Origin of the sequence: Bacillus sp. 196mf (assembly GCF_003217275.1) — a bacterium.
GTDB classification, from domain to species: domain Bacteria; phylum Bacillota; class Bacilli; order Bacillales; family Bacillaceae_G; genus Bacillus_A; species Bacillus_A thuringiensis_S.
In genome coordinates, this window is sequence record NZ_QJTG01000006.1 from 151724 (window position 1) to 175410 (window position 23687).

Genomic DNA, 23687 nt, shown 5'->3' on the forward strand with positions numbered 1-23687 from the left:
CGACTTACTATTTCAGTAATGCGATAAAAATACAGCAAATTCCAAGCGCTAGAAAAAAGAGCTTCAAGAAAGAAATTTCACTTGCTACACTCGCTATCCCAATTGTCATTGTTAAAATTAATACGGTAGGTCCAACAAACGCTAACATACCATTTATAAACAACGCTTTCTTCGCATCATTCACATAAAGCATAAGCAAAGCAGCAAATATCTCCGCACTACCTGAAAATAATCGAAGTGCTCCCATAACAAGCACGGATGTTTCCATTGCCGCTAGCCACTGTTTCATTCTTCCACCTTCTCCCGTAACAGTTACTAACTTCGTATTCTTAAAAAGAATATATTTGTACAACCATATGCAGAGGTTGTCTATTTCAGAAGTAAAAACATAATTTTTCTCTAAAGCCCGAATTATAATTTGAATATTCATATTATTTTATGGTATATTATGGTACATTTAGTTTAAAAGGGGTATACACCATGCAGCACGTTACTTTATTACCACTCGATTTACGCTATACAAATGTGATTTTCGAGCTATCAAGTGATCCACATATAAAAAATGCATTAGGGATAACGGTAGAAAACATCGAAGACACAAAAGCATTTCTTCTTTTCGCAATAGAAGAAGAACATCAAAAGAAATCCTTATCGAGAATGATTGTGAATGAAGAGAATGAAATAATTGGCCTCACCACACTTAAACATATTAATGATGAGAAGAAGCAATCTCACATTGGTAGTTGGCTCGGCTATCCGTATTGGGGAAAAGGCTATAACGAGGCTGCTAAAAAAGAAATCTTTAAAATCGCCTTTTTAGACTTACAACTTTCCTACGTATTTGCTGGTGCTAAAACGAATAATACCCGCTCGTTAAAAGCACAAGAAAAACTACCTTATATTTCATTGCATGTGGAAAACAAGTTTCCAGACGAACACGCTGCACTAGAGAAAGAAGTAAAGTCAACTTGCTCTTTGCATGTCGTGTCACGTGAAAATTTTTTAAACTGGTTGAGATTACAGAATGAGGGGGAAAAATATGAAGAAATTGAAAATTAGTTTAACCGTTGTAGTAGAATTAGCTCTTATTTATCTTTTTTCCTTATTGGTCGGTTGGTCATTTATAGAGACATTTTTCCTTGGTAGTTTAGGGATATTCGGTACAATTTGGCTCATTGCTTTAAATATAAACCAAAATGCCAATATTGATCACACTATATATAAAACAGGTGAAGTAAAACCTTTTCGTATGACATGGAGCCCTTACACAGTAGGTGCTGCTAGTCTTACAGCTTTCAGTTTTATTGTAACAGCTATTTACTATATACCCTATTTCCTATAAAAAAAGCACTCGTGAATTATCACGAGTGCTTTTCTACTATGCACGAGAAACGTATTTACCTTCACCAGTGTTGATGATAAGCATTTCGCCTTCGTTAATGAAGATTGGTACTTGTACAACAAGACCAGTTTCTAATGTAGCTGGTTTTGTTACGTTAGAAGCAGTATCACCTTTAATACCAGGCTCTGTTTCTGTAACTTGTAATTCAACTGTGTTTGGAAGTTCAACACCAAGTACTTCGCCTTGGTAAGTCATGATTGCTACTTCCATGTTTTCTTTTAGGAATTTAAGCTCGCGCTCGATTTGGTTTTCACCAAGCTCGATTTGCTCATAAGTTCCGTTATCCATAAATACGTGAGCCTCACCGCTTGCGTATAAGTATTGCATACGACGGTTTTCGATGTGTGCTTTTTCTACTTTCTCACCTGCACGGAATGTTTTCTCTTGAACAGAACCTGTGCGAATGTTACGTAGTTTAGAACGAACGAATGCAGCACCTTTACCTGGCTTTACGTGTTGGAAATCAAGTACTTGCCAAAGCGCATTGTCCACTGAAATTGTTAAACCTGTACGAAAATCGTTTACTGAAATCATGTAAAAAAATCCTCCTGTGTATTACAAAATAATAAGTTCTTTTGGTGATTTCGTAATTACTTCATTACCTTCACTTGTCACAATGATATCATCTTCAATACGTACGCCGCCAATACCTGGAATATAAATACCTGGTTCTACTGTTACAGCCATACCGGGTTCAAGTACTGTATCAGAACGGAACGCTAAACCTGGTGCTTCATGGATTTCAAGACCTATTCCATGACCAGTAGAGTGTCCAAAGTATTCACCATATCCTTTTTCCGTTATGTAATCACGCGTTAGCGCATCAGCCTCGCGACCTGTTAAACCAGCTTTAATACCGTTCACACCACGTAGTTGTGCTTCTAAAACGATATTATAAATTTCTTTTAATTTATCAGATGGTTCACCGACTGCAATCGTACGAGTAATATCAGAGCAATATCCTTTGTAATAAGCGCCGAAGTCTAATGTAACGAAATCTCCTGTTTCTATCACTTTTTCAGATGCCACGCCGTGCGGTAATGCCGAACGAAGACCTGAAGCAACGATAATATCAAACGAAGAAGATGTTGCTCCTTGTTTTCTCATGAAAAATTCAAGTTCATTTGACACTTCAATTTCAGATACTCCCGGGCGAATGAATGATAGAATATGCTCAAAGGCAGCATCTGCAATCTGTGCAGCTTCCTTTAATATCTTAATCTCTGAATCAGTCTTTATCAAGCGTAACTTTTCTACAAGTCCAGAAGTTGGGATAAATTCAGCATCAATCGCTTCCTTATGCGCTGAATAAGAACTATATGTAAGAGTATCTTGCTCAAAACCAAGCTTTTGAATTCCAAGCTCTTTCACTTGCTTTGCCACTTCATCAATGATTAATCCTGCGTGCTGTACAATCTCATATCCAACCGCTTGTTTACTTGCCTGCTCGACGTAACGGAAATCTGTAATAAATTGAGCACGATCTTTTGAAATAAGAACTACACCTGCTGTTCCTGTGAAGTTAGCCATATATCTACGACTATGTTCATTTGTTAACAAAATACCGTCAATGCCAGCCTCACCAAATGCACTTCGTAATCTTTCAATTTTCTCCATTACTTTATGCCTCCCTCAATTTCTCCATTAATGCAAATAACGCTAACTTATAGCCATAAAAACCAAATCCAACAATTTGTCCTGCACAAACAGCTGCCGTCACAGATTCGTGACGAAACGATTCACGCTGATGAATGTTAGAAATATGTACTTCAATAACAGGAATCGAAATGCTCGCAATGGCATCACGAATCGCATAGCTATAATGCGTAAATGCTCCCGGATTTAAAATGATCCCTTCATATATATCTTCCGCTTCATGAATAATGTCGATAATGGCACCTTCATGATTCGATTGGAAACATTCTAACTCCACTCCCATTGTTTCCGCTTCTTGCTTCATATCTGCTTCAAGTGTCGCTAGCGTGCCCTTTCCATATACATTTACCTCACGAACACCGAGGCGATTTAGGTTAGGCCCGTTTACGAGGAGTAACTTTTTCATATTCTTAAAACTCCTTAATATTAAATATCTATACAATATTTTAACATAGGAGTTACTTATTTGAATAGTTCGTCTTCTCTCGCCCTTCTTGTTCTACTTTATTGCTATTTACTGCGTAAGAAACAGAATATGCTATAAACACACCATACAATATAAAAATACATATTGTCGTTACAATTGTCTCTTTTGGTAAATGGAGCGCACTTTTAATAACAGGAGCCATTAAACCCATCCCCAAAAACAGTAATGCCCACCAAAATAATCCATAAATAATTCCCGCAATAATCCCCTCAAACTTCGCAAAAAATGCTTTATACAAAAAGGCAATCAAAATTGAAAGAAGTCCCATACAAACTATTCCTGACACATTCCCCCATACACCTTCTTTCCAACTTCCAAACGCAAATGGTAAAAGGAAATAATTCGGTCCCGCCTCCGTGAATGAAAATATATGAAGGAAATACCATATCCCGCCCCAAAAGATTCCACCAAACAAACCGATTTGTACAAAATTCCTTGTTCCTAATTGTTCTTGACTCACATCGACACCTCCGCTCAATAGTATGCCCGAAACTATTTTGAAGCATGTTTAAATCCTGCGAAATTTGTCTATAAAAAGAATAAGAAATGTCCGACTCTCATAACATTTTCCCTTGTCATCTACTTGTATTTGCCGATAAAATAAAGGAAACTCGGTGATTGTCTTATTTCAAAACGACAGAACCCAGTATGACAATTGCCTCTTTTTCTACATAAGAGAGAAACAAATACAGGTTGGTGTTAACATGGCAGAAGAGTCAAAACAAATATATGGCGGGCAAGCGGTCATTGAAGGAGTTATGTTTGGCGGTAGAGAATATACTGTTACAGCGGTTCGTCGTAAAGATAAATCGATTGAATTTTATCGATTACCACGCGTTCGTAATAAAGTATTATCTATCCTAAAAAAAATTCCATTTTTACGAGGTATTGCCGCTATTGTGGATGCAAGTGCGAATGGAGCAAAGCATTTAAACTTCGCTTCAGAACGATTTGACGTCCACCCAGAAGATGATGAACAAATTGCAAATAAAAAAGAAGAACAATCAAAATTAACGATGGTATTAGGAGTTGCAGCTGTTGGCGTTTTATCTTTCATATTCGGTAAAGTCATCTTCACAGCAGTTCCTGCACTATTAGCTGAATTAACGAGACCGATTTTCCCATCTCATACTGGGCAAATCATTGTCGAAAGTGTCATTAAGCTCATGCTATTATTGAGCTATATATACTTTATTTCTTTAACCCCACTTATTAAGCGGGTATTTCAGTATCACGGTGCAGAGCATAAGGTAATCAATGCTTATGAGAATAACCTTCCTCTGACTGTAGAAAACGTTCAAAAGCAAACTCGCCTCCATTATAGATGCGGCAGTAGCTTTATTATATTTACAGTCATTATTGGAATGTTCGTTTATTTCCTAGTCCCTACAGATCCTCTTTGGGCACGAGTTATAAACCGAATTTTATTAATTCCAGTTGTACTTGGTATTTCTTTTGAAGTATTGCAATTTACAAATCGATTAAGAGATATTCCCGTATTACGCGTACTTGGATATCCTGGGTTATGGCTACAACTATTAACAACGAAAGAACCAACAGATGACCAAGTGGAAGTAGCAATTGCATCGTTTGAAGAATTATTACGTTTAGAGAACAAACAATAATTATTTAAAAATGGTGTTCAACTCCTTTCCTCATCGTTAATATACTAATTTTAATATACGTTTTTAGGAGGTGTCCCTTATGAACGGTCGTTCGTTTACTTTCGCTATATTTGTGCTTATTATTGGATTGGCAATATTCGGCCTTGTTTCATCTGTTATTACAAATCCCATGGGTGTATTAAGAAATATCGGGTACATGTTACTTGTTGTCGGTATCTTTTACTTGCTATACAAGATGTTTACAAATTCCAGTGGTTCTGCAAATTCGCAAAGCTCATATAAGCGTGCGGCAAAACAATCGAACCGCAAACATGGGAAACAAAATGTAGCACCCCTAGGCAATTCTTTCCTTAAGTCAAATACTTCTAATGACAAAAGTAAAAAAGGGAATTCTTCCACTTTGAAACGAAAAAGAAAACAGTCTCATTTAACTGTCATTGAAGGCAAAAAAAGCAAAAAGAAAGACCGTGCTTCCTTTTAGGAAATACGGTCTTTTTTTATACTTTGAAGCACTTCTTTTAAACTTTTCTCTCTCATACTTTCAATTCGAAGATGATGATTTTCAAATAATAAATTCCGTGTCACATCATTAGGTACAACAACGCATGTTAATCCCGCTGCAACTGCTGCTCTCAATCCATTTAATGAATCTTCAAATACAACAGCTTCAGATGGCTTAATTCCTAATTCTTCTATTGCAACTCGATAAAGAGCTGGATCTGGTTTTACCTTCTCAACATCTTCTCTCGTTTTAATTACTTCAAAATATTCTCGAATCTGTAGCTCTTCTAAAAAATGAATAACCCATTCTCTAGACGAACTAGAAGCTAGTGCGATTTTTAATCCCATTTCTTTCGCTTCTTCTAAATATTCTTTTACCCCGTCACGAGCTTCTGGTATTTTCATTTTCTCTTTATGTAAAGTTGCCACTTTTTCTTTTAATACACTTTTGTTAAACTTCTCTTTTAATTGATCATTTAAATATGCAAAAAGCACCTCATCTGTTGTTCCAATGCATTTCGCAAATTCCTCTAAAGGTAGCTCTCCGCCGTATTCACGAACAGCATCTCTGAAAGAGTGAAACCATATCGTTTCTGTGTCCACAATTAATCCATCAAAATCAAAAATAATTGCTTTCATAATTCTCCCATCCTTTTCGAATTGAAATAAAAAAGGAAACGCCATCCGTTCCCCTTAATTACTTTTCTCTTCATTTGCTTTTTGAACACCACGAAGTGTTTCCACTCGAACCTCATCTTGTTCAAAGTATTGTACTAAATCACCGATACGGTCAATTGATTCCCAACTTAAATGATGTTCAATTCCTTCTACATCATTATAAATTTTACTTTCATCCACACCGATAATGCGCATAAACTGTTCTAACAATTCATGTCGATATACGAGACGTTCTCCGATTTTTTTACCTTTTGATGTTAATACAAGCCCTCTATATTTTTCATAAATTAGATATTCGTCTTTGTCTAATTTTTGTACCATTTTTGTTACAGAGGATGGATGTACACTAAGCGCTTCAGCAATATCAGATACACGGGCATAACCCTTTTCATCAATCAACAAATAAATTTGTTCAATATAATCTTCCATACTAGGGGTAGGCATCGGTTTCCTCCATCCAATTTCATTTTGCTTATTCCGTACGAAGCAATCAATAAAATGATACACCAGAAAGAATAACGTGACAAGGTGGAAACGAGCCTAAATCTACAAAAGTGAAAAGAACCTGTATTCAAATACAAGTTCCTTTCATGTAAAATATTGAATTTCTGCGTCAGGAAAAAAGTGATGAATATATCCTCGAATCGTTTCCTCCAATACTTCTGCATCATCTTTTTTATATACATATTTCCCAATTCCATATCGTCCCCATTTATACTTTCGCTTCTCTTCATCCATTTCAAGCTTCGTATTTGGATAACGCTCTTGAATAACCTTTTTCGCTGGTTTCGTAAAACGATGCTGAATCAATTCAAACGTTAAATTTGGTATCGACATATCTTTCAGCGCATTGTACAGTCGTTCAAATAATTCGCGGTATCCTTCTTCCCATCCCTCATGCATATAAAGTGGTGCAACTATAAAACCAAGTGGATAACCTGCACCTGCTACTTTACGAGCCGCCTCAATTCGCTCTTCAAACGGCGATGTCCCTGGTTCAAAATTTTTAATTACATATCGTGAATTTATACTAAACCTGAAACGAGTTTTCCCATTATGCTTTGCATCTAATAAATGATCAACATGCGAATATTTCGTAACGAAACGTAAACGCCCATATTCACTTTCTCCAATGAATTCAATCGCCCGCTTTAATGCATGTGTTAAATGATCAATCCCAACAATGTCTGATGTACACGCCGCTTCAAATCTTGTTATTTCAGGTGCCCTTTCATCCATATATTGCTTTGCCTTCTCAAATATTTCATCAAGATTGACATACACACGAACGTAAGGCTTACTCCCAAGTGTCGTTTGCAAATAGCAATAATGACAATGTCCCATACACCCTGTGGCGAGCGGAATTGCATATTCAACTGACGGTTTTGACGTATCAAACTTTAGCGTCTTCCTCACTCCAACGACAAGTGTAACCTTTGCATTACGATACTTTTGCAAATCATTTTCTCCTGGTAAATTTCTAATTTAATTATGTGATGTCGTTTCACGAATCTCTAATCCCATCTTCGTAAACTTCTCATAAAGCTCTTTTCCAAGCGGATATTCAAGTGCCTTTGGTTCAAAGTAAACGAGTTTTGGCATAAATGGTTTCATGTGCTTCCCTCCCTCTCGTTAGTATGGGAAACGTTGAAAAGTTAACACTCATTAAAGTTTTCCACTTCAGTAACTTGCGTTGCAAGTTACTGGATGTTATAATTTGGATAACAGCTACCTTGCAACGCAAGTTACCTGAGTAAAAGGTGGTGAAATCATGCACAGCCAAATGTTAAAAGGTGTACTAGAAGGTTGCATCCTATACATCATTTCACAAGAAGAAGTGTACGGATATGAACTGAGCACAAAATTAAATAAACACGGCTTTACATTCGTAAGCGAAGGAAGCATATATCCGTTATTGTTACGTATGCAAAAAGAAAAATTGATTGAAGGAACATTAAAAGCCTCCTCACTTGGTCCAAAGCGAAAATATTATCACGTAACGGATAAAGGATTAGGACAGCTTGAAAAATTTAAACAAAGCTGGGGAATGATTTCTACTACGGTAAATAACTTATTACAGGGGGAGTGATGAGGATGAATGCCCAAGACATGGTTGAATTGAATAATAAAAAACGTGAGCTTCTAACTTCCGAAAACGAAGCTGCTTATGGCGATATGTTAGTATATCTTCGAATATCAAACGTACCTCAGCAACAAATGGAGGAACTTTTACTAGAAATATTAGATCATCTTATCGAAGCACAAGCAGAAAATAAAAGTGCTTACGACATTTTCGGTAATGATTTACAATCTTATTGCGATGAACTTATATCAGCTTTACCAACCCAAACAAAGTTAGAAAAAACTTCTTTAATTGGATTTTCTGTTAGCTTACTTCTTGCTATACAGTTTGGAATCGATGCAATTGTTTCATTTTTTATGTTTCTATTTGAAAAAAACAATACATTATCAAGTCCGCCTTTTAGCATCCTTGGAACTACTTTGTCTGTTTCAATAATTATACTAGGTATACTATTTATTTTATATTTGTTAAAGCGTTACTCCTTTGATCAGAAAATGAATTGGAAAAGAAGAATTCTATTTGGATTCGCATTTGCTATCCCGTTTTGTTCCGCTATATTCTTAAATATTTATTTTAAAAAACAACCTTATCTCATTTATCATCTAACCTTTTGGCAAAATGCCTTAATCGCTATCTTATTTTTTATTTTATATAAATTACTATATAAAAAATCAAATTTTTAACAGCCCTTCAAAAGGCTGTTTTTTCTTCTGTCTAATTTTACAAATTGAAAAATTTCATAAAGAAAATAAGAAAAATGCAAAATAATTAAAGTTAATTGTTGACGTGATGCTTTTATTATCGGTATCATAAATCTTCGTGAGCAATTATTTTTCGTTATACGATTTTTTTATTATTACTGAATTTTTGAGAGGAGAAATTAGATGTCAGTTAAGAAGAAAACGCAAGTACGCACCGGCAAAATGGTACGTGAACTAATGTTAGCAGACGAAGATGTAAATGCTTCGCTAATTATGGTATATAGTGAAAACGGTGTAAACGCAGAAATTAAAATCGAGGGCTTAACGCCGAAATGTAACGAAGAATTATTTTTGAGCGGAAACGTGGATTGGAACAAGAGTGTTATTTATAAAATTGTTGATTTCACTGGAAACGCTGAAGTTGGTAAAGTTACATTAACAGCGATGAACAAAAACAATGTTTCTCTAGAAATTGAACGCGTTATGTGGAGTAAAGAAAATAAAGAAGCTGCTGAGCAAGAAGAAACTGTTGTAGAAGCTACTCCGAAAAAAGAAGTAGTTGTAGAAGCGCCAAAAGCAGTTACACCTGCTCCAAAACCTGTTACGCGAGTAGAAACACCTGCAGCACCTAAACCTACTCCGGTACCAACACCGAAGCCAGTAAGTGTAGAAGCTGCTATGGAATTATCTACTCCAGCACCTGTGAAAAAAGCAGTACCAACTCCAGTTACAAAGCAAGAGTCTGCACCGGTTGCGCCTGCAAAACCGAAGCAATCTGCTTTGACTGAAACAAATACAAAACTACAAGAAAATTATGTGAAACTCGTGAAAAAGACAATTGAAGTTTGTCAAGATTACGAGCTTGGCATCGACATAGATGATTCTATTGAAAGCTTAAAAGAAGAACTACAAAGCCAAGGTATTAGCGTTACATTTGACAAAGAAATTATGGACGTTGTAAGTCGCCTTCGTTCTTTACAAGATAAAGGAATCAAAGTAGAAAAAGTACTTAATTTACTATAAAAAAATAAGAGGTGGCAATTGCCATCTCTTATTTTTTATAATTCCACTCATTACTTTCATACTTTTCTTTCGCTAACGTTTGAACTTCATGTAACTGTTCTTCTGTTAATTCATATGGAACAAGTTCTACATCCAATCCTTTTTCAAAGCCAACTTCAAACGCTTTAATTAACTGTTCTATCGTAAATGTACGGTCTGTTAATTCATTAATTGCTACTGCTTTAGAAGAGAACATACTCTTCATACGTTCCTTCACACGTTCATTTGGGAATAAAAATAGATCATATAGTTCATCTAAATCAATTTCTAATGGAATCGATCCATGCTGTAAAATAACACCTTTTTGACGTGTTTGAGCACTACCAGCAATTTTTCTTCCTTCCACTACAATTTCATACCAAGATGGTGCATCAAAACATACACCTGAACGTGGATTTTTCAAATTTTCACGATCTGCTTCTGTTTTTGGAACTGCATAATATGCTTCTAACCCTAATGCCTTAAAACCATCTAATAAGCCTTGCGAAATAACACGGTATGCTTCTGTAACTGTTTTCGGCATATTCGGATGATCTTCAGACACAATAACACTATACGTTAACTCTTTGTCATGTAGTACACCCCTGCCGCCTGTTTGACGACGAACGAATCCATATTTTTTTTCGTTAACTACATCCATATTAATATCTTTCTCAACACGTTGAAAATATCCAACTGTTAATGTTGGTACTTCCCATTCATAAAAACGAATTGTTGGTGGCATTTTCTTTTCACTTTGCCAATTTAACAAACATTCATCTAACGCCATATTAAATGCTGGTGAACATTGACCAGAGTTAATATAACACCATTTTTCTTTTCCCATCCTGCACCTCATATAACCAATTATTTTTCACATTCTCTAGTCTACCAAATTCGACAAAATTTGTGAAAGAATACGAAATTTCTTCTTATATGCAAATGAATCTGTTGCATAAATACATATGGGCATTATAATATTGAAAGTAGGATAAGAAAAAAGGGAGCGATAGAATCGTGTCAACAACTTGGATTATTTTATTAGCCGTAATCGTAGCATTTATCGGCTACACTGTATGGATGTACTTCTATCAGAAAAAATTAATTAAAACTCTTACAGAAGAAGAATTTCGCGCTGGCTACCGTAAAGCACAGCTTATCGATATTCGTGAAGCAGACGAATATAACGCAGGGCATATTTTAGGTGCACGTAACATTCCGTTATCACAAATTCGCCTTCGCCATAAAGAACTTCGTCAAGATCAACCTGTTTACTTATATTGCCAAAGCGGATTCCGTACAGGTCGTGCAGCGCAATACTTAAAAAAACAAGGCTACAAAGATTTCTACCAATTACAAGGTGGATTTAAATCTTGGACAGGCAAAATTAAAAAGAAATAATAACATACAAAAAACTAGCTGAATAAATCAGCTAGTTTTTTCATTTCATCTTATTCGCAATGTATAATAAATTCTGCTTGATTACCTTTTCATCGTTCTCTTCTACATTCCGATACAGCAGCTGATATTCAATTCCTTTCTCTTTCCATATAAGCGTAGCAAATTCGTCACCACGTTCATAATCATCTTTATTTTTAAAATAAGCAGACGTTCCATTATTCAGTTTCATTTGTTCTTGAAATCGCCTCTCTTCCATAAGATCCGGAAAACTATAAGGAAAGTTCGCGACATTTAACTCAATATACTCATTTCTACCTGGCTCCTTCTGTTTATATTTAATCGTTAAGACAGCGTTCTTTTTCCCAAGCGTTCTTACTTCACCCTTCACATCACTTGTAATGTCGTACGGTAAAAACGTTGGAACTTTAAACTTCACCGGAAAATATTTTGGAAGTTCCTTTAGCGGAATAGGATCCGTAACACGATCCATAGCTCCTCCTGTTGTTCCCACAAAGTGTTTTTCTTCTTGCATCGTTTGCTGAAACGAACACGAACTAAGTACAAAACTAGAAAACACGAAACAAATGATTCTTTTTTTCAATTTGTTTCCGCCCTTTCATACCGCTCTCTTAACGAACGAAGCGTTGATATGCTCTTCATATTCGCTTTGTCATCAAACTCCACCTTTGAAAACTTTCCACGTTATTCTCACACATTTTGACAACACTTTTTGCAAACAAAAAAGACCCCTATCATTCTTACGCCCAAGTGAAAAGGTTACGCGAATAAAAAGAAGTCTTATTAATACCATAGTTTGTGAAAAGCTTTTCAGGTCAAGATTTTTTCTTTCTTATTATTTTCCCTTTATAATAAGGGAAAGAGGTGATACATATGGCCAATATAAAACAAATTGCTAAAACTGCTGGTGTATCGATATCAACTGTTTCTCGTGTTCTGAATAATCACCCTTACGTAAAAGAAGAAAAGCGTAAGCGTGTTCTAGACGCTGTTGAAGAATTAAACTACGCAAAAAATATAAATGCTGTCCATTTAATAAGAGGGAAAACATATACAATTGGCGTTATGCTTCCTTTCATTAACCTCCCCTACTTCAGTACTATTATTGAAGGAATCGGTAACGAAGCATTATTAGCTGGATATCACATTAATTTATGCCAAACAAATTACGATAGCCTTGAAGAAATTCGTGTTCTTGAAATGATGAAAATGAAACAATTTGATGGGATGATTATTTGCTCCCGAACGAGCTCTTGGGAACAAATCGAACCTTTCGCAAAATTTGCCCCTATTATTTCATGTGAAAAAATGAAGCACCCCCTCATTTCATCCATCTACGTAGATCATTATGAAGGTTTCCGTCTCGGTACTGCCTATTTACTAAGTAAAGGCCATGAAAAAATCGGAATTTGTTTAGCAAGAAAAACAAGTGTAAATTCCATGGAGCGCGAAAAAGCGTTCGCCGATACACTTCGTAACGAAGGGAAAACGTTGCATCCTGAATGGATTTTCCACCAATGCTATACAATGCAGGACGGAGCACAAATACTCCATCGTATTTTAAATATGAAAAATCGTCCAACTGCTATTTTTACAGCGAACGATCAAGTTGCAGCTGGTTTATTAACAGAGGCTCGAAAACATAGCATTCGAGTACCTGAAGACCTTGCTATCCTTGGATTTGATAATCATGAAATTTCAAAGGCATTAGAAATTTCCACAATTGAACATCCCGGTCTCGCAATGGGCTCACATGCTTTTTCTTTATTCCATAAGCAGATCCAAAGCGAGCAAATTGTCGGCAGTGCAAAAGAACTTTCATTCCATTTAATTGAGCGAGAGACTGTCTAAAAAGAGCGTTACCTATAACGCTCTTTTTCAGCTCTTCACCTATTGACATTATATTATTTATCTCATATAATGAACCTAACGAACGGTAGGTAGGGGATGAAAATGACAGCAAACCGCATTAAAGCTGTAGCACTTTCTCATTTCGCACGCTACGGCTATGAAGGAACTTCATTGGCAAATATTGCTCAAGAAGTTGGGATTAAAAAACCATCGATTTACGCACACTTTAAAGGAAAAGAAGAGCTATATTTCATATGCTTAGAATCTGCTCTTCAAAAAGATTTGCAGAGCTTCACAGGCGATATCGAAAGCTTTTCCAATTCGTCTACTGAAGAATTGCTTTTAAAATTATTAAAAGGCTATGCAAAACGCTTTGGTGAAAGTGAAGAATCAATGTTTTGGTTACGAACTTCTTATTTTCCGCCTGATGCATTTCGCGAACAAATTATTAATAAAGCAAATGTACACATTGAAAACGTTGGAAAACTTTTATTCCCTGTATTTAAAAGAGCAAGCGAACAAGATGAGCTGCATAACATTGAAGTAAAAGACGCCTTAGAGGCTTTTCTATGCTTACTCGACGGTCTTATGGTTGAACTACTATACGCAGGTTTAAATCGTTTTGAGACACGTTTAGAAGCTTCTTGGAAAGTATTTTGGCGCGGACTTTCAAACTGACGGATTGCTCCTTTGCAATGCGTCGTTTTTAAGCCCTTTACCTAACGACTGGTAGGAAGGAGAAATGACATATGGCATGGATTTATGTAATCATCGCTGGTATTATTGAAATCTTTTGGGTGATTGGACTAAAAAAAGCAGAGGCACCACTTGAATGGGCTGGTGTCGCTCTATTAATTACAATTAGTTTCGTCTTATTATTTAGAGCTTATAAAGATTTACCTGTCGGCACTGTATACGCAGTCTTTACAGGAATCGGAGCTGGTGGAATCGTTCTTACAGAGATTTTCATCTTCGGAGAACCTTTCTCTATCGTAAAAGTCTTATTAATCGGTTTAATCTTCTTCGGAGTAATTGGTTTAAAACGAGTAACAGAAGAAAAAGAAGCGAAGGAGGCCGCATAAAATGGCTTGGGTATTTTTAATTCTAGCTGGTATTTGTGAAATTATTGGTGTACTCTTTATGAAAGTAGCCACTGAAAAGAAAGGCTGGGCACCAAAAGTTATTTTAATCGCTAACTTCGGCGTAAGCTTCTTCTTCTTATCTCTTGCGATGAACACATTACCGATGGGAACTGCTTACGCAATTTGGACTGGAATCGGAACTGCTGGAAGTGCACTTCTAGGCATTCTCATTTTCCGAGAATCAGCGGATTGGCGTCGTCTTGCTTTCTTAAGCTGCATTTTATGCGGCGCTGTTGGCTTAAAACTATTAAGCTAACGTGAGGTGAATGTCATGTGGAAAGAAAAAGGAAAGAAAATATTAGCATGGATCACACTTGGTATCGTCATTCTATTACAAATAAGTTTTCATATAATAGAATGGTTGTTTCATAAAGTAGTATCCATTCTTACCTTCCTTCCTAGCATGGCACTTGAAATTGCATCTATTGCTTGGTCAATTATTGCCTCCATTGCAATCGTCATTATATGGAGTATCGCCAAGCTATGGAATAAGTTATTTAAAAAGGACAGTACTTCTGAAAAAGAGTAACTGTCCTTTTTTGTATTCATTCAGATTTTCTATAAAAGTTAGATGCAATAAGACAAAGAAGACCAACTATGACAATACTTATACCAATTCCTTTATGCAAATTAGGAAACGGTGATGGTATGTCTGAATAAAAATTTGCTAATATGAGACCGATTGAAACGAAAAGTACCCCTATTCTATATAACCATTTTCTTTTGTTCATCATTCTCCCCTCCTAAAATTTTTCATACACTCCTTTCTTTTGGACATACTACCTAAAAAAGGAGTGAATAATATGCAAAATTCTATACATAAGCAAATCCTATTTTTATTTTTCCTATTTCTTATTCTCATCATCGTTTTCAGCTTTATATTACATACTCCGACAGATGTACCAAATAGCGTTTCTTTTTATAAACTACTGCTCTCGTATTGTCGTTATTGAAGAAGGTGCCTTTTTTAAGGCACCTTTTAAAATTCTCTTTTTTCATATATTTTTACTGAAACGAAGATAGATGCTATGAACATGCATATTGAACCAATGAATAACAAGCTGTTATATAGCTGAATTTGTTCTAAGTTGATTTGAAACAAAGCTTCTAAAACAATTATCGGTGCCATGAATATTACTATCGCAATAAAAATAGTTTTCTTATACCCTAGCCAAAAGGATAGCGGTAAAACCAAACTTAAATACACTAAAATAAAGCTAATACTAGCAACTATTGTCGTTTCAATAAATTCAAATAAGTTAACCCCGCTCTTCATTCCCATCGTGAAACAACCGACCGTTACACTTATAAAAAGAATAATAATTGCTACTATATATTTCGCATACACAATTTGTTTTCTCAATATTGGTAAACTATTTACTATAACTTCACTCTCATTTTTACTATCTGCTTCAAACGTTTTTACTGTTGCCCCAATTGTAATAATTACTGACATAATGATGAATAAATTTTCCGTATCTGTTAAGGCCATATAAAAGAAAACAGGATACAGTATGTACCAAATTAAAAATTTCCATTGAATAATGAAATCTTTTAAAATTAGTTGCTTGATCATGTATTACCCCTCCTAATATGAAAATGCTCCTTCTATAACTCTGCCTCCTGAAACATTTTCATTGAGAGAAACATTGATATGACTATACTTACTAACACTCCAATACTAAGAACACCCATTGCTAGTGTAGCCTCTTGAGAGTGAAGTACTTTTAACATAATTGTTTTATCACCAAAAATATTGCACATAAGACCAATCATACCCATTAAAGGAAAAAGCATAATCAAATTCAAGACAGTAATAACTTTATATCCCCCAATGTAATTAGTCGGTATCGTTACTGCACAATAAATCAAAGTTGCTACTATTGCTGAAAATATTGCATACCCAGGCATAACTATATCTCTGTTCAATAAAATATTTCCTAATATTACGACTATAAAAGTTACACTCAAACCAGCCATAATAAATAATGTGCTTGAAATATATTTAGCTATAATTATCTCTTTTCTCGTTATAGGCAAACTCACTAACACTTTTTCTGCTTTACTTTTCTCGTCATAATAAAAAGAAATATATATAATCGTACTACATGTTATAAATACTCCTATTGCAATCCCCATTGGTTCGACGGAATCCTTAAAAATAGATAAAATGGGTATTAAAAAATAGAAAGGAAACATCTTCTTCTGTAAAAAAAACTCCTTCAAAATCAACTGTTGCATATGAATTCTCCTCTCTATAAATCACGCGTTTCATAAATTTTAATTGTAAGAAACATAGAAGCGATATAGGCACTAGCTAGTGTGATTAATCCAACTATAAATATGCCAAAATGTAATGGATTCATAATCCAATCAATGAATGATGCCGTAGCACTTTCTCCGTCACCAATAAACATTCCAACAATAACACCTATTCCAGCGGCTCCACCTGTAAATATTCCACGTACTACTTTTGATTTTGTCCCATAATAACTCGGGAATAATGCTGTAATATAAACTAAAGAATATACAGCACCTCTGACTACTACATACCAAGGAATTTCAATATACAAATTGGGATGATAAGCTCCAATATCACCAATGACAGCGATACCTCTTATAAGAAAAACAACTAGCGTAGTAGAAATCATGCCACCTACAATAAATATTACACCCGAAATATATCTAGCAATAATGATATCCTTTCGTCCAACAGGTAAACTATTTATAATAACATCACTTTTATTTTTTTCATCCATCGCTATTAGTATCATAGAAGATGATATCGTTATGAGTAAGCAACTCATTGGAAATAACAATTCACCATCTGGATCTAATCCAAAGAAAACAAGAGGCATAATAAAATACACTAACCACATAACCCGAAAAAAGAACAAATCTTTATAGATTAGCTGACGCATAGGCACCTCTCCCTTTCGCAGTGTAAACGATAATGTCATCTAATGTAGGCTTTTCTAGTACAACCTCATTTCCAAACCAATCGATAATTCCTTGTTTATCCTTCGCTAAACCTTCGAAACCGAATTTATTTTTTCGTAATCCAACAAATAGTTCTTTTCCTTCTCGATCTAATAAATCATTGCTTCCCTTAACGATTACGTAGTTCTCCATTAATTCATCTTTTTCACCAGTAAATATAATTTCTCCATCGTTGATAAACGTAATATAATCTGCAATACGTTCTAAATCCGTTGTAATGTGGGTTGAGAATAATACAGATACTTCATCTTCCATTACAATTTCTTGCAACATATCAAGTAATTCACTTCGGACAACTGGATCTAATCCTGCTGTCGGCTCATCCATAATGATAAACTCTGCATGATGTGAAAGTGCGATGGCAATCGCAAACTTCATTTTCATCCCTTTAGATAGCTCTTTAATTTTTTTATACTTTGGAACTTGCAATCTGTGCATATACGATTGGTATTGATTTTCGTCCCACTTTTTATATAACGGTGCAATAATACGTTTCATTTGTTCACACGTTAAATCTTCGTAATAATGATTTTCATCATATACAAAACCAATATTTTGTTTTATGTCCTTTTCAGCTTTCTTATTGTCTTTGCCAAAAATTTTTATATCGCCGCTATCTTTTCTAATTAAATTCATAATCATTTTGATCGTTGTACTTTTCCCAGCACCATTTGGTCCGACAAACCCCATAATATATCCTCGTGGTAATGCAAAACTTATATTTTTCACTGCAAAATCTTCATAACTTTTACAAACGTTTTTTAACTCTAACATCTCTCTCATTCCCCCTTATATAAAAACGCAATCATCTGCTGCAATTCTTCAAGTGAAAGCTGCAACACTTTACTTTCTTTTACGATTTCTTCAGCCTTACTTTCCAATAGACGTAGCCGCTGTTCTTTTAATAGTTCATTATTTTTACGTGAAACATAAGTCCCCTTCCCAGCAACAGTTTCTATATATCCTTCTTTTTCAAGCTCCTCGTACGCACGCTTCGTTGTAATTACACTAATTTGCAATTCCTTCGCTAAGCTACGAATAGACGGTAATTGGTCTCCACCCTTTAAACCACCATTTAAAATAAGCTGGCTTAATTGTTTTCTTATTTGCACATAAATAGGGTCTTGGGAAGAATTCGAAATAATAATATTCATGTTTTCCTCCAGTGTGTGTATATACTGTATATACCTTATATATACAGTATATACACAGCATCCTATTTTTGGCAAGAAAAAAAGACCAACATTTTCCTGTTGGTCTTTCGTATATGTATCACTTTTCAAAGCGATCTAACATCTCGTCTCTCATTCCGAAACTTACTACTGCAATTCCTATATACATAAACAGAAGGAATGCCGGATGAACCGTGTTGTACCAGCTGCTGTCAACGATTAAGTAAATCGTTAATGCCACAACAAGAACAAACGCTAAGATAAACATATAAAAGTGTCTTGTACTACCCATGATAAACTCCTCTCTTCTCACTTCACCATTCAACAGTTTATTTTATCGAATAATTCGATATGACTCAAGGTTAACTTTCTGTTATGTAATCAAGTTCCACCTTTACAATGTCCTCACATGCTATTGAAATGATTGTTCCTTGTTTATCAATCGCCGTCACTTCTCTATTATCCATTACACGATTTGCTACTCTTTCTAACACTTTCCCTTGGTCTCGATAGCAAAATTCTTTTACATCTTTAATTGTTTCTCCATTTTCTAAATGGTATACCATTCTATAACATCGATATCCCACACTTTCACCCCCGTCTTGCTCGTTTTTTCACATATACATAAAAATGAGTAATTTTTGCCTCATCACATCTTCTTAATTTCAATAAAATTCTAACAAAAATAAATACTTTTATCAAACCGACTTTTTCAACAAAACTACCTATAAAACTACACCTTTACACCATTAGGAAACAAAAAATATAATTTTTTAACATTTTCTTCACTATTTCTGCACAAATTCTCCATACAAAAGGAGAACCCGCCGCAGCGAGTTCTCCTTTTGTTATTCTAATCAAACTTGTACAGGAGCTGGCTTTGCATAACGTAAAACTGGTTTACGTGCAGCCATCGTTTCGTCTAAACGTTTAATGACTGTCGTATGCGGTGCTTCTTGTACAACTTCTGGATTTTCTTCTACTTCTTTAGCGATTTGAATCATCTTATCAATGAAACCATCTAATGTTTCTTTTGATTCTGTTTCTGTCGGCTCAATCATAATACATTCTTCCACATTTAATGGGAAGTAAATTGTTGGTGGATGGTAACCGAAATCAAGCAGACGTTTTGCAATATCTAATGTACGTACGCCAAGTTTCTTTTGACGACGACCTGATAATACAAATTCATGCTTACAATGTCTATCGAATGGAAGATCGTAGAATGGCGCTAATCTTCTCATCATATAGTTCGCATTTAATACAGCATACTCAGTTACTGCACGCAAGCCATCTGGACCCATAGAGCGAATATACGTGTATGCACGAACGTTAATTCCGAAGTTACCATAGAATGGCTTCACACGACCAATTGCTTCTGGACGGTCGTAGTTGAAGTGATAACCATTTTCCGTTTTTTCTAAAATCGGTTTTGGTAAGTACGGAATTAAATCAGCTTTCACACCTACTGGACCAGAACCTGGGCCACCACCGCCGTGAGGACCTGTAAATGTTTTATGAAGGTTTAAATGCACAACGTCAAATCCCATATCTCCTGGGCGTGCTTGGCTTAATACCGCATTTAAGTTTGCACCATCATAGTATAACTTACCGCCTGCATTATGGACGATTTCTGCCATTTCTAAAATATTTTCTTCGAATAGACCTAATGTATTAGGATTTGTTAACATAAGTGCTGCTGTTTCTTCGTTTACAACACGTTTTAAGTCTTCTAAGTCAACAAGGCCATTTTCATTTGATTTTACTGTAATTGTTTCAAAACCAGCTACAGTTGCAGATGCCGGGTTCGTTCCGTGAGCAGAGTCAGGTACAATTACTTTCGTACGGTTAAAGTCACCATTCGCTTCATGGTATGCACGAATTAACATTAAACCTGTCCATTCTCCGTGTGCACCAGCTGCTGGTTGTAAAGTAACAGTATCCATACCTGTAATTTCAATTAAATGCTCTTGTAAGTCATACATTAATTCCATTGCACCTTGTACTGTCTTTTCATCTTGCAGTGGATGAATATTTGCAAATCCTGCGAAACGAGCTACACTCTCATTAATTTTCGGATTATATTTCATCGTACAAGATCCAAGTGGATAGAATCCAGAATCAACACCGTGGTTACGGTTTGAAAGTGCTGTATAGTGGCGCATAATATCAAGTTCAGATACTTCTGGTAGCTCTGCATCTTCTACTCGAATATAATCGCTCTCAAACACATCTTCTAGTTTCACTTCTTCTACATCTAATTTGGGTAAGCTATATCCTATGCGTCCTTCTTTACTCACTTCAAAGATAAGTGCTTGGTCTTGGTTCTTCATTGGATAGCCCCCATTTCGTTTACAAGTGTGTCAATTTCCTCTTTTGTACGAAGCTCAGTTACTGCTACAAGCATATGGTTTTCATGCTCTTTATAATCACGGCCTAGATCGTAACCACCGATAATATTCTTTTGTAATAATGCATCGTTTACTTCTTTCACTGGACGTTTGCAATCTACAACAAACTCATTGAAGAATGGCCCAGCAAATGTTACTGTGAAGCCTTTCGCCTCAAATTGACGTTTTGCATACTGTGCTTTAGAAATGTTTTGACGTGCCATTTCTTTCACACCTTGTTTGCCAAGTGCCGTCATTGCAACAGAAGCTGCTAATGCATTTAACGCTTGGTTTGAACAAATATTAGACGTCGCTTTATCACGGCGAATATGCTGTTCACGTGCTTGTAACGTTAATACAAATCCACGTTTACCATCTGAATCTACAGTTTGTCCAACAAGACGTCCTGGAATTTTACGCATAAATGCTTTCGTTGTTGCAAAGTAACCACAGTGCGGTCCACCAAACTGCGTTGGAATACCGAATGGTTGTGCATCACCGATTACAATATCAGCACCAAATTTCCCTGGTGGTGTTAATGCGCCTAATGATAATGGATTTGAAGAAACGATAAATAATGATTTTTGTTGATGAACGATTTTTTCAATATCAGCTAATTTTTCAACTTGTCCGAAGAAGTTTGGATATTGAACGATTACACAAGCAACTGTATCATCTACTTCACTTTGTAATACGTCTAAATCTGTTACACCATCTTTATGATTAATTTCAACAACTTCAAGATTTTGACCTTTTGCATACGTTTCAAGTACTGCTCTTGATTCTGGATGAACCGCGCTAGATACAAGAATTTTCTTTTTGCGAGTATGGCCAGCTGCTAACATTGCCGCTTCAGCTAAAGCTGTACCCCCGTCATACATAGAAGAGTTTGCTACATCCATTCCTGTTAATTCACAAATCATTGTTTGGAATTCAAAGATTGCTTGTAATTCCCCTTGTGAAATTTCCGGTTGGTATGGTGTGTAAGCTGTATAAAATTCTGAGCGAGAAATAACATGATCTACAATTACTGGAGCATAATGATCGTATACGCCTGCTCCTAAGAAAGAAGCGTATTCTTTTAAGTTAGCATTTTTACTAGCCATTTGAGATAGCTCTTTTAAAAGCTCTGGCTCTGATTTTGCTTCTTTAATTTTTAAATCCCCTTTAAAACGAACACTCTCTGGAATATCAGAGAATAATTCATCGATCGTTTGAACGCCGATCGTTTGTAACATTTCTTTTTTGTCTTCTTCTGTCATTGGAAGATAACGATGCAACATGAAATCTACCCCTCTCCCCGTTACTTTGAACGTTTGTAAAATGGTGTTGGAACAACTACTGCTTTGACGCGTTTATTACGAATTTCAATTTCTACTTCTGTATCAACTGCTGCGTATTTTACATCAATTAGTGCTAAACCAATGCTTTTCTTTAACGTTGGAGATTGTGTACCACTCGTTACTTCCCCAATTTTTTCTTCACCAATAAATACAGGGTAATGCGTACGAGGAATTCCACGTTCGATTACTTCAATGCCGACTAATTTACGAGGCGCACCGTTTTCTTTTTGCTCTTTTAACGTTGCTTTTCCAAAGAAGTCTGCTTCTTTATTTGTTTTTACCGCAAAGCCAATTCCAGCCTCAATCGGTGTAATATCTTTTGATAATTCTTGTCCATAAAGTGGTAATGTTGCTTCGAATCGAAGTGTATCACGAGCACCTAAACCACATGCTTTTAAGCCCTCTTCTGCTCCAACTTCAAGAAGTTTCCCCCAAAGTTTTGCAGCATCTTCACTCTTACAGTAAATTTCGAATCCATCTTCACCTGTATAACCTGTACGAGATACAAGTGCTGGAATTCCATCTACAAGAATATCGTTTTTAAATTTAAAGAACTTAATTTCTTTCAAATCTTCTGACACAACTTTTTGTAAAATGCCTTCTGCTTTTGGTCCTTGAATTGCAAGCTGTGCAACTTCACTAGAAACATTGACTACTGTCGCATCGCCAATTACATGACTTGCTAACCATTCGTAATCTTTCTCGATATTTGATGCATTGATTACTAATAAATAGTCTTCTTCACCACGTTTGTAGATTAATAAATCATCTACTGTACCACCATTTTCGTAGCACATAGCTGTATATTGTGCGCCCCCTACCTTTAAGGTAGATACGTCATTTGTAACAACACGTTGTAAAAATGCTAAACTATCTACACCTTTTACTTCAACTTCTCCCATATGAGACACATCGAACAAACCTGCAGCTGTACGTACAGCTTCGTGTTCTTCTTTAATGCTTGAAAATTGAACTGGTAATTCCCAACCACCGAAGTCGATTGTTTTCCCACCATACTTCGCGTATACATCAAATAACGGTGTACGTTGTAATGTAATCATGCTCTCTCCCCCTTATGCTTTGACAAATCAATAAAAGTTGCTTCCTTTTTCTAAACATTTTCATTCTGAAAAGATAGGATATACGGAATCTCATTATATTTTTTTATGAAAGCGTAAATAAAAAATCACTTTCTT

33 protein-coding genes and 1 pseudogene are annotated in these 23687 nt (G+C 35.7%); 13 read left to right on the forward strand and 21 right to left on the reverse strand.

Annotated features, from left to right (window positions below; genetic code table 11):
- Positions 1-7: 7 nt before the first annotated feature.
- Positions 8-289, reverse strand: coding sequence for a YqhV family protein (locus ATL10_RS11895; RefSeq protein ID WP_000816050.1), 282 nt, complete (start codon positions 287-289; stop codon positions 8-10).
- A 191-nt stretch (positions 290-480) separates the two neighbouring features.
- On the opposite strand from ATL10_RS11895, the gene ATL10_RS11900 reads away from it, so the two are divergent.
- Entirely contained in the window at positions 481-1059 is a 579-nt protein-coding gene (locus tag ATL10_RS11900; protein WP_016512323.1) for a GNAT family N-acetyltransferase, read from the forward strand.
- Positions 1040-1342, forward strand: coding sequence for a hypothetical protein (locus ATL10_RS11905; protein WP_016512322.1), 303 nt, complete (start codon positions 1040-1042; stop codon positions 1340-1342). The genes ATL10_RS11900 and ATL10_RS11905 overlap by 20 nt, the downstream gene beginning before the upstream one ends.
- 36 nt (positions 1343-1378) lie before the next feature.
- Here ATL10_RS11905 and efp read toward each other — a convergent pair whose 3' ends face one another.
- From efp to ATL10_RS11925, 4 genes are read right to left on the reverse strand one after another with little or no spacing between them, the layout of a single operon-like run.
- A complete protein-coding gene (efp, locus tag ATL10_RS11910) occupies positions 1379-1936 on the reverse strand; it encodes an elongation factor P (protein ID WP_016512321.1) in 558 nt (185 codons plus the stop codon).
- A 21-nt stretch (positions 1937-1957) separates the two neighbouring features.
- Complete coding sequence (gene pepQ, locus ATL10_RS11915; protein WP_000411057.1) at positions 1958-3019, reverse strand: Xaa-Pro dipeptidase; 1062 nt, start codon at positions 3017-3019, stop codon at positions 1958-1960.
- Between the two features lie 4 nt (positions 3020-3023).
- Positions 3024-3464 carry a type II 3-dehydroquinate dehydratase gene (gene aroQ / locus ATL10_RS11920; RefSeq protein WP_000735140.1) on the reverse strand — a complete coding sequence of 147 codons (441 nt, stop codon included), beginning with the start codon at positions 3462-3464 and terminating at the stop codon, positions 3024-3026.
- A gap of 52 nt (positions 3465-3516) precedes the next feature.
- On the reverse strand, positions 3517-4005 hold the full coding sequence (locus ATL10_RS11925; RefSeq protein WP_000076886.1) for a YqhR family membrane protein: 489 nt from the start codon (positions 4003-4005) through the stop codon (positions 3517-3519).
- A gap of 244 nt (positions 4006-4249) precedes the next feature.
- Between ATL10_RS11925 and ATL10_RS11930 the strand changes: the two genes are divergently transcribed.
- Positions 4250-5170 carry a DUF1385 domain-containing protein gene (locus ATL10_RS11930; RefSeq protein WP_000807120.1) on the forward strand — a complete coding sequence of 307 codons (921 nt, stop codon included), beginning with the start codon at positions 4250-4252 and terminating at the stop codon, positions 5168-5170.
- Positions 5171-5249: 79 nt separating this feature from the next.
- Positions 5250-5651: an SA1362 family protein gene (locus tag ATL10_RS11935; protein WP_001014464.1), complete on the forward strand. Its 402-nt coding sequence runs from the start codon at positions 5250-5252 to the stop codon at positions 5649-5651.
- On the opposite strand, the gene ATL10_RS11940 is transcribed toward ATL10_RS11935, so the two are convergent.
- The 3 genes and pseudogenes from ATL10_RS11940 to splB all read right to left on the reverse strand — a co-directional run bounded on the left by ATL10_RS11940 (position 5648) and on the right by splB (position 7963).
- The gene (locus ATL10_RS11940) at positions 5648-6310 is read right to left on the reverse strand and encodes an HAD family hydrolase (RefSeq protein WP_033657528.1); all 663 of its coding nucleotides are present in this window, start codon (positions 6308-6310) and stop codon (positions 5648-5650) included. The two genes, ATL10_RS11935 and ATL10_RS11940, sit on opposite strands and share 4 nt — an antisense overlap.
- 54 nt (positions 6311-6364) lie before the next feature.
- Positions 6365-6793 carry a transcriptional regulator MntR gene (gene mntR / locus ATL10_RS11945; RefSeq protein ID WP_001143080.1) on the reverse strand — a complete coding sequence of 143 codons (429 nt, stop codon included), beginning with the start codon at positions 6791-6793 and terminating at the stop codon, positions 6365-6367.
- A gap of 144 nt (positions 6794-6937) precedes the next feature.
- A pseudogene (gene splB / locus ATL10_RS11950) lies at positions 6938-7963 on the reverse strand (spore photoproduct lyase).
- A 157-nt stretch (positions 7964-8120) separates the two neighbouring features.
- Here splB and ATL10_RS11955 point away from each other — a divergent pair.
- The 3 genes from ATL10_RS11955 to ATL10_RS11965 all read left to right on the forward strand — a co-directional run bounded on the left by ATL10_RS11955 (position 8121) and on the right by ATL10_RS11965 (position 10156).
- Entirely contained in the window at positions 8121-8438 is a 318-nt protein-coding gene (locus ATL10_RS11955; RefSeq protein ID WP_098360866.1) for a PadR family transcriptional regulator, read from the forward strand.
- A gap of 5 nt (positions 8439-8443) precedes the next feature.
- Positions 8444-9115, forward strand: coding sequence for a DUF1129 family protein (locus ATL10_RS11960; protein WP_142669952.1), 672 nt, complete (start codon positions 8444-8446; stop codon positions 9113-9115).
- A 201-nt stretch (positions 9116-9316) separates the two neighbouring features.
- Positions 9317-10156: a hypothetical protein gene (locus tag ATL10_RS11965; RefSeq protein ID WP_053563664.1), complete on the forward strand. Its 840-nt coding sequence runs from the start codon at positions 9317-9319 to the stop codon at positions 10154-10156.
- A gap of 28 nt (positions 10157-10184) precedes the next feature.
- Here the strand turns inward: ATL10_RS11965 and ATL10_RS11970 are convergent, their stop codons facing one another.
- Positions 10185-11021 (reverse strand): lipoate--protein ligase family protein, encoded by an 837-nt coding sequence (locus ATL10_RS11970; protein ID WP_000514081.1) that lies wholly within the window; start codon positions 11019-11021, stop codon positions 10185-10187.
- A 170-nt stretch (positions 11022-11191) separates the two neighbouring features.
- Here ATL10_RS11970 and ATL10_RS11975 point away from each other — a divergent pair, with 170 nt between their 5' ends.
- Positions 11192-11575, forward strand: a complete 384-nt coding sequence (locus ATL10_RS11975) for a rhodanese-like domain-containing protein (RefSeq protein WP_000108653.1) — start codon at positions 11192-11194, stop codon at positions 11573-11575.
- A gap of 40 nt (positions 11576-11615) precedes the next feature.
- Here the strand turns inward: ATL10_RS11975 and ATL10_RS11980 are convergent, their stop codons facing one another.
- Complete coding sequence (locus ATL10_RS11980; protein ID WP_033689861.1) at positions 11616-12152, reverse strand: hypothetical protein; 537 nt, start codon at positions 12150-12152, stop codon at positions 11616-11618.
- Positions 12153-12466: 314 nt separating this feature from the next.
- Between ATL10_RS11980 and ATL10_RS11985 the strand changes: the two genes are divergently transcribed.
- The 5 genes from ATL10_RS11985 (at position 12467) to ATL10_RS12005 (ending at position 15115) form a co-directional block, all read left to right on the forward strand.
- Positions 12467-13444, forward strand: coding sequence for a LacI family DNA-binding transcriptional regulator (locus ATL10_RS11985; protein ID WP_098398756.1), 978 nt, complete (start codon positions 12467-12469; stop codon positions 13442-13444).
- A gap of 96 nt (positions 13445-13540) precedes the next feature.
- Positions 13541-14122 carry a TetR/AcrR family transcriptional regulator gene (locus tag ATL10_RS11990; RefSeq protein ID WP_139213259.1) on the forward strand — a complete coding sequence of 194 codons (582 nt, stop codon included), beginning with the start codon at positions 13541-13543 and terminating at the stop codon, positions 14120-14122.
- Positions 14123-14193: 71 nt separating this feature from the next.
- Complete coding sequence (locus ATL10_RS11995) at positions 14194-14526, forward strand: DMT family transporter (RefSeq protein ID WP_000312339.1); 333 nt, start codon at positions 14194-14196, stop codon at positions 14524-14526.
- 1 nt (position 14527) lies between these two features.
- Positions 14528-14842, forward strand: a complete 315-nt coding sequence (locus tag ATL10_RS12000; protein WP_000312623.1) for a DMT family transporter — start codon at positions 14528-14530, stop codon at positions 14840-14842.
- Between the two features lie 15 nt (positions 14843-14857).
- Positions 14858-15115, forward strand: coding sequence for a DUF3975 family protein (locus ATL10_RS12005; RefSeq protein WP_000265371.1), 258 nt, complete (start codon positions 14858-14860; stop codon positions 15113-15115).
- A gap of 16 nt (positions 15116-15131) precedes the next feature.
- Here the strand turns inward: ATL10_RS12005 and ATL10_RS12010 are convergent, their stop codons facing one another.
- The 11 genes from ATL10_RS12010 to gcvT all read right to left on the reverse strand — a co-directional run bounded on the left by ATL10_RS12010 (position 15132) and on the right by gcvT (position 23552).
- Positions 15132-15317, reverse strand: a complete 186-nt coding sequence (locus tag ATL10_RS12010) for a hypothetical protein (RefSeq protein WP_042969072.1) — start codon at positions 15315-15317, stop codon at positions 15132-15134.
- 248 nt (positions 15318-15565) lie between these two features.
- Positions 15566-16159 (reverse strand): ABC-2 transporter permease, encoded by a 594-nt coding sequence (locus tag ATL10_RS12020; RefSeq protein WP_080476022.1) that lies wholly within the window; start codon positions 16157-16159, stop codon positions 15566-15568.
- A gap of 35 nt (positions 16160-16194) precedes the next feature.
- Positions 16195-16827, reverse strand: coding sequence for an ABC-2 transporter permease (locus ATL10_RS12025; protein ID WP_090977076.1), 633 nt, complete (start codon positions 16825-16827; stop codon positions 16195-16197).
- A gap of 14 nt (positions 16828-16841) precedes the next feature.
- Positions 16842-17507, reverse strand: a complete 666-nt coding sequence (locus ATL10_RS12030; RefSeq protein WP_078400978.1) for an ABC-2 transporter permease — start codon at positions 17505-17507, stop codon at positions 16842-16844.
- Complete coding sequence (locus ATL10_RS12035; RefSeq protein ID WP_065222868.1) at positions 17488-18360, reverse strand: ABC transporter ATP-binding protein; 873 nt, start codon at positions 18358-18360, stop codon at positions 17488-17490. The genes ATL10_RS12030 and ATL10_RS12035 overlap by 20 nt, the downstream gene beginning before the upstream one ends.
- Positions 18361-18365: 5 nt before the next feature.
- Positions 18366-18740 carry a GntR family transcriptional regulator gene (locus tag ATL10_RS12040; protein ID WP_001021350.1) on the reverse strand — a complete coding sequence of 125 codons (375 nt, stop codon included), beginning with the start codon at positions 18738-18740 and terminating at the stop codon, positions 18366-18368.
- Between the two features lie 118 nt (positions 18741-18858).
- Complete coding sequence (locus ATL10_RS12045; protein WP_000535933.1) at positions 18859-19050, reverse strand: hypothetical protein; 192 nt, start codon at positions 19048-19050, stop codon at positions 18859-18861.
- A 70-nt stretch (positions 19051-19120) separates the two neighbouring features.
- Positions 19121-19324, reverse strand: a complete 204-nt coding sequence (locus tag ATL10_RS12050; protein WP_000262496.1) for a DUF3929 family protein — start codon at positions 19322-19324, stop codon at positions 19121-19123.
- 291 nt (positions 19325-19615) lie between these two features.
- Positions 19616-21091 (reverse strand): aminomethyl-transferring glycine dehydrogenase subunit 2, encoded by a 1476-nt coding sequence (gene gcvPB / locus ATL10_RS12060; RefSeq protein ID WP_000795702.1) that lies wholly within the window; start codon positions 21089-21091, stop codon positions 19616-19618.
- Positions 21088-22431, reverse strand: coding sequence for an aminomethyl-transferring glycine dehydrogenase subunit 1 (gene gcvPA / locus ATL10_RS12065; protein WP_000903240.1), 1344 nt, complete (start codon positions 22429-22431; stop codon positions 21088-21090). The genes gcvPB and gcvPA overlap by 4 nt, the downstream gene beginning before the upstream one ends.
- Positions 22432-22451: 20 nt before the next feature.
- Positions 22452-23552, reverse strand: a complete 1101-nt coding sequence (gene gcvT / locus ATL10_RS12070; protein WP_110496950.1) for a glycine cleavage system aminomethyltransferase GcvT — start codon at positions 23550-23552, stop codon at positions 22452-22454.
- Positions 23553-23687: the final 135 nt, after the last annotated feature.

What these genes read in the sequence shown, in the direction of transcription:
- ATL10_RS11895 (WP_000816050.1), bottom strand. Translation starts at nt 289, where the DNA reads ATGAAACAGTGGCTAGCGGCAATGGAAACATCCGTGCTTGTTATGGGA.
- ATL10_RS11900 (WP_016512323.1), top strand. Translation starts at nt 481, where the DNA reads ATGCAGCACGTTACTTTATTACCACTCGATTTACGCTATACAAATGTG.
- ATL10_RS11905 (WP_016512322.1), top strand. Translation starts at nt 1,040, where the DNA reads ATGAAGAAATTGAAAATTAGTTTAACCGTTGTAGTAGAATTAGCTCTT.
- efp (WP_016512321.1), bottom strand. Translation starts at nt 1,936, where the DNA reads ATGATTTCAGTAAACGATTTTCGTACAGGTTTAACAATTTCAGTGGAC.
- pepQ (WP_000411057.1), bottom strand. Translation starts at nt 3,019, where the DNA reads ATGGAGAAAATTGAAAGATTACGAAGTGCATTTGGTGAGGCTGGCATT.
- aroQ (WP_000735140.1), bottom strand. Translation starts at nt 3,464, where the DNA reads ATGAAAAAGTTACTCCTCGTAAACGGGCCTAACCTAAATCGCCTCGGT.
- ATL10_RS11930 (WP_000807120.1), top strand. Translation starts at nt 4,250, where the DNA reads ATGGCAGAAGAGTCAAAACAAATATATGGCGGGCAAGCGGTCATTGAA.
- ATL10_RS11935 (WP_001014464.1), top strand. Translation starts at nt 5,250, where the DNA reads ATGAACGGTCGTTCGTTTACTTTCGCTATATTTGTGCTTATTATTGGA.
- ATL10_RS11940 (WP_033657528.1), bottom strand. Translation starts at nt 6,310, where the DNA reads ATGAAAGCAATTATTTTTGATTTTGATGGATTAATTGTGGACACAGAA.
- mntR (WP_001143080.1), bottom strand. Translation starts at nt 6,793, where the DNA reads ATGCCTACCCCTAGTATGGAAGATTATATTGAACAAATTTATTTGTTG.
- ATL10_RS11955 (WP_098360866.1), top strand. Translation starts at nt 8,121, where the DNA reads ATGCACAGCCAAATGTTAAAAGGTGTACTAGAAGGTTGCATCCTATAC.
- ATL10_RS11960 (WP_142669952.1), top strand. Translation starts at nt 8,444, where the DNA reads ATGAATGCCCAAGACATGGTTGAATTGAATAATAAAAAACGTGAGCTT.
- ATL10_RS11965 (WP_053563664.1), top strand. Translation starts at nt 9,317, where the DNA reads ATGTCAGTTAAGAAGAAAACGCAAGTACGCACCGGCAAAATGGTACGT.
- ATL10_RS11970 (WP_000514081.1), bottom strand. Translation starts at nt 11,021, where the DNA reads ATGGGAAAAGAAAAATGGTGTTATATTAACTCTGGTCAATGTTCACCA.
- ATL10_RS11985 (WP_098398756.1), top strand. Translation starts at nt 12,467, where the DNA reads ATGGCCAATATAAAACAAATTGCTAAAACTGCTGGTGTATCGATATCA.
- ATL10_RS11990 (WP_139213259.1), top strand. Translation starts at nt 13,541, where the DNA reads ATGAAAATGACAGCAAACCGCATTAAAGCTGTAGCACTTTCTCATTTC.
- ATL10_RS11995 (WP_000312339.1), top strand. Translation starts at nt 14,194, where the DNA reads ATGGCATGGATTTATGTAATCATCGCTGGTATTATTGAAATCTTTTGG.
- ATL10_RS12000 (WP_000312623.1), top strand. Translation starts at nt 14,528, where the DNA reads ATGGCTTGGGTATTTTTAATTCTAGCTGGTATTTGTGAAATTATTGGT.
- ATL10_RS12005 (WP_000265371.1), top strand. Translation starts at nt 14,858, where the DNA reads ATGTGGAAAGAAAAAGGAAAGAAAATATTAGCATGGATCACACTTGGT.
- ATL10_RS12010 (WP_042969072.1), bottom strand. Translation starts at nt 15,317, where the DNA reads ATGAACAAAAGAAAATGGTTATATAGAATAGGGGTACTTTTCGTTTCA.
- ATL10_RS12025 (WP_090977076.1), bottom strand. Translation starts at nt 16,827, where the DNA reads ATGCAACAGTTGATTTTGAAGGAGTTTTTTTTACAGAAGAAGATGTTT.
- ATL10_RS12030 (WP_078400978.1), bottom strand. Translation starts at nt 17,507, where the DNA reads ATGCGTCAGCTAATCTATAAAGATTTGTTCTTTTTTCGGGTTATGTGG.
- ATL10_RS12035 (WP_065222868.1), bottom strand. Translation starts at nt 18,360, where the DNA reads ATGTTAGAGTTAAAAAACGTTTGTAAAAGTTATGAAGATTTTGCAGTG.
- ATL10_RS12040 (WP_001021350.1), bottom strand. Translation starts at nt 18,740, where the DNA reads ATGAATATTATTATTTCGAATTCTTCCCAAGACCCTATTTATGTGCAA.
- ATL10_RS12045 (WP_000535933.1), bottom strand. Translation starts at nt 19,050, where the DNA reads ATGGGTAGTACAAGACACTTTTATATGTTTATCTTAGCGTTTGTTCTT.
- ATL10_RS12050 (WP_000262496.1), bottom strand. Translation starts at nt 19,324, where the DNA reads ATGGTATACCATTTAGAAAATGGAGAAACAATTAAAGATGTAAAAGAA.
- gcvPB (WP_000795702.1), bottom strand. Translation starts at nt 21,091, where the DNA reads ATGAAGAACCAAGACCAAGCACTTATCTTTGAAGTGAGTAAAGAAGGA.
- gcvPA (WP_000903240.1), bottom strand. Translation starts at nt 22,431, where the DNA reads ATGTTGCATCGTTATCTTCCAATGACAGAAGAAGACAAAAAAGAAATG.
- gcvT (WP_110496950.1), bottom strand. Translation starts at nt 23,552, where the DNA reads ATGATTACATTACAACGTACACCGTTATTTGATGTATACGCGAAGTAT.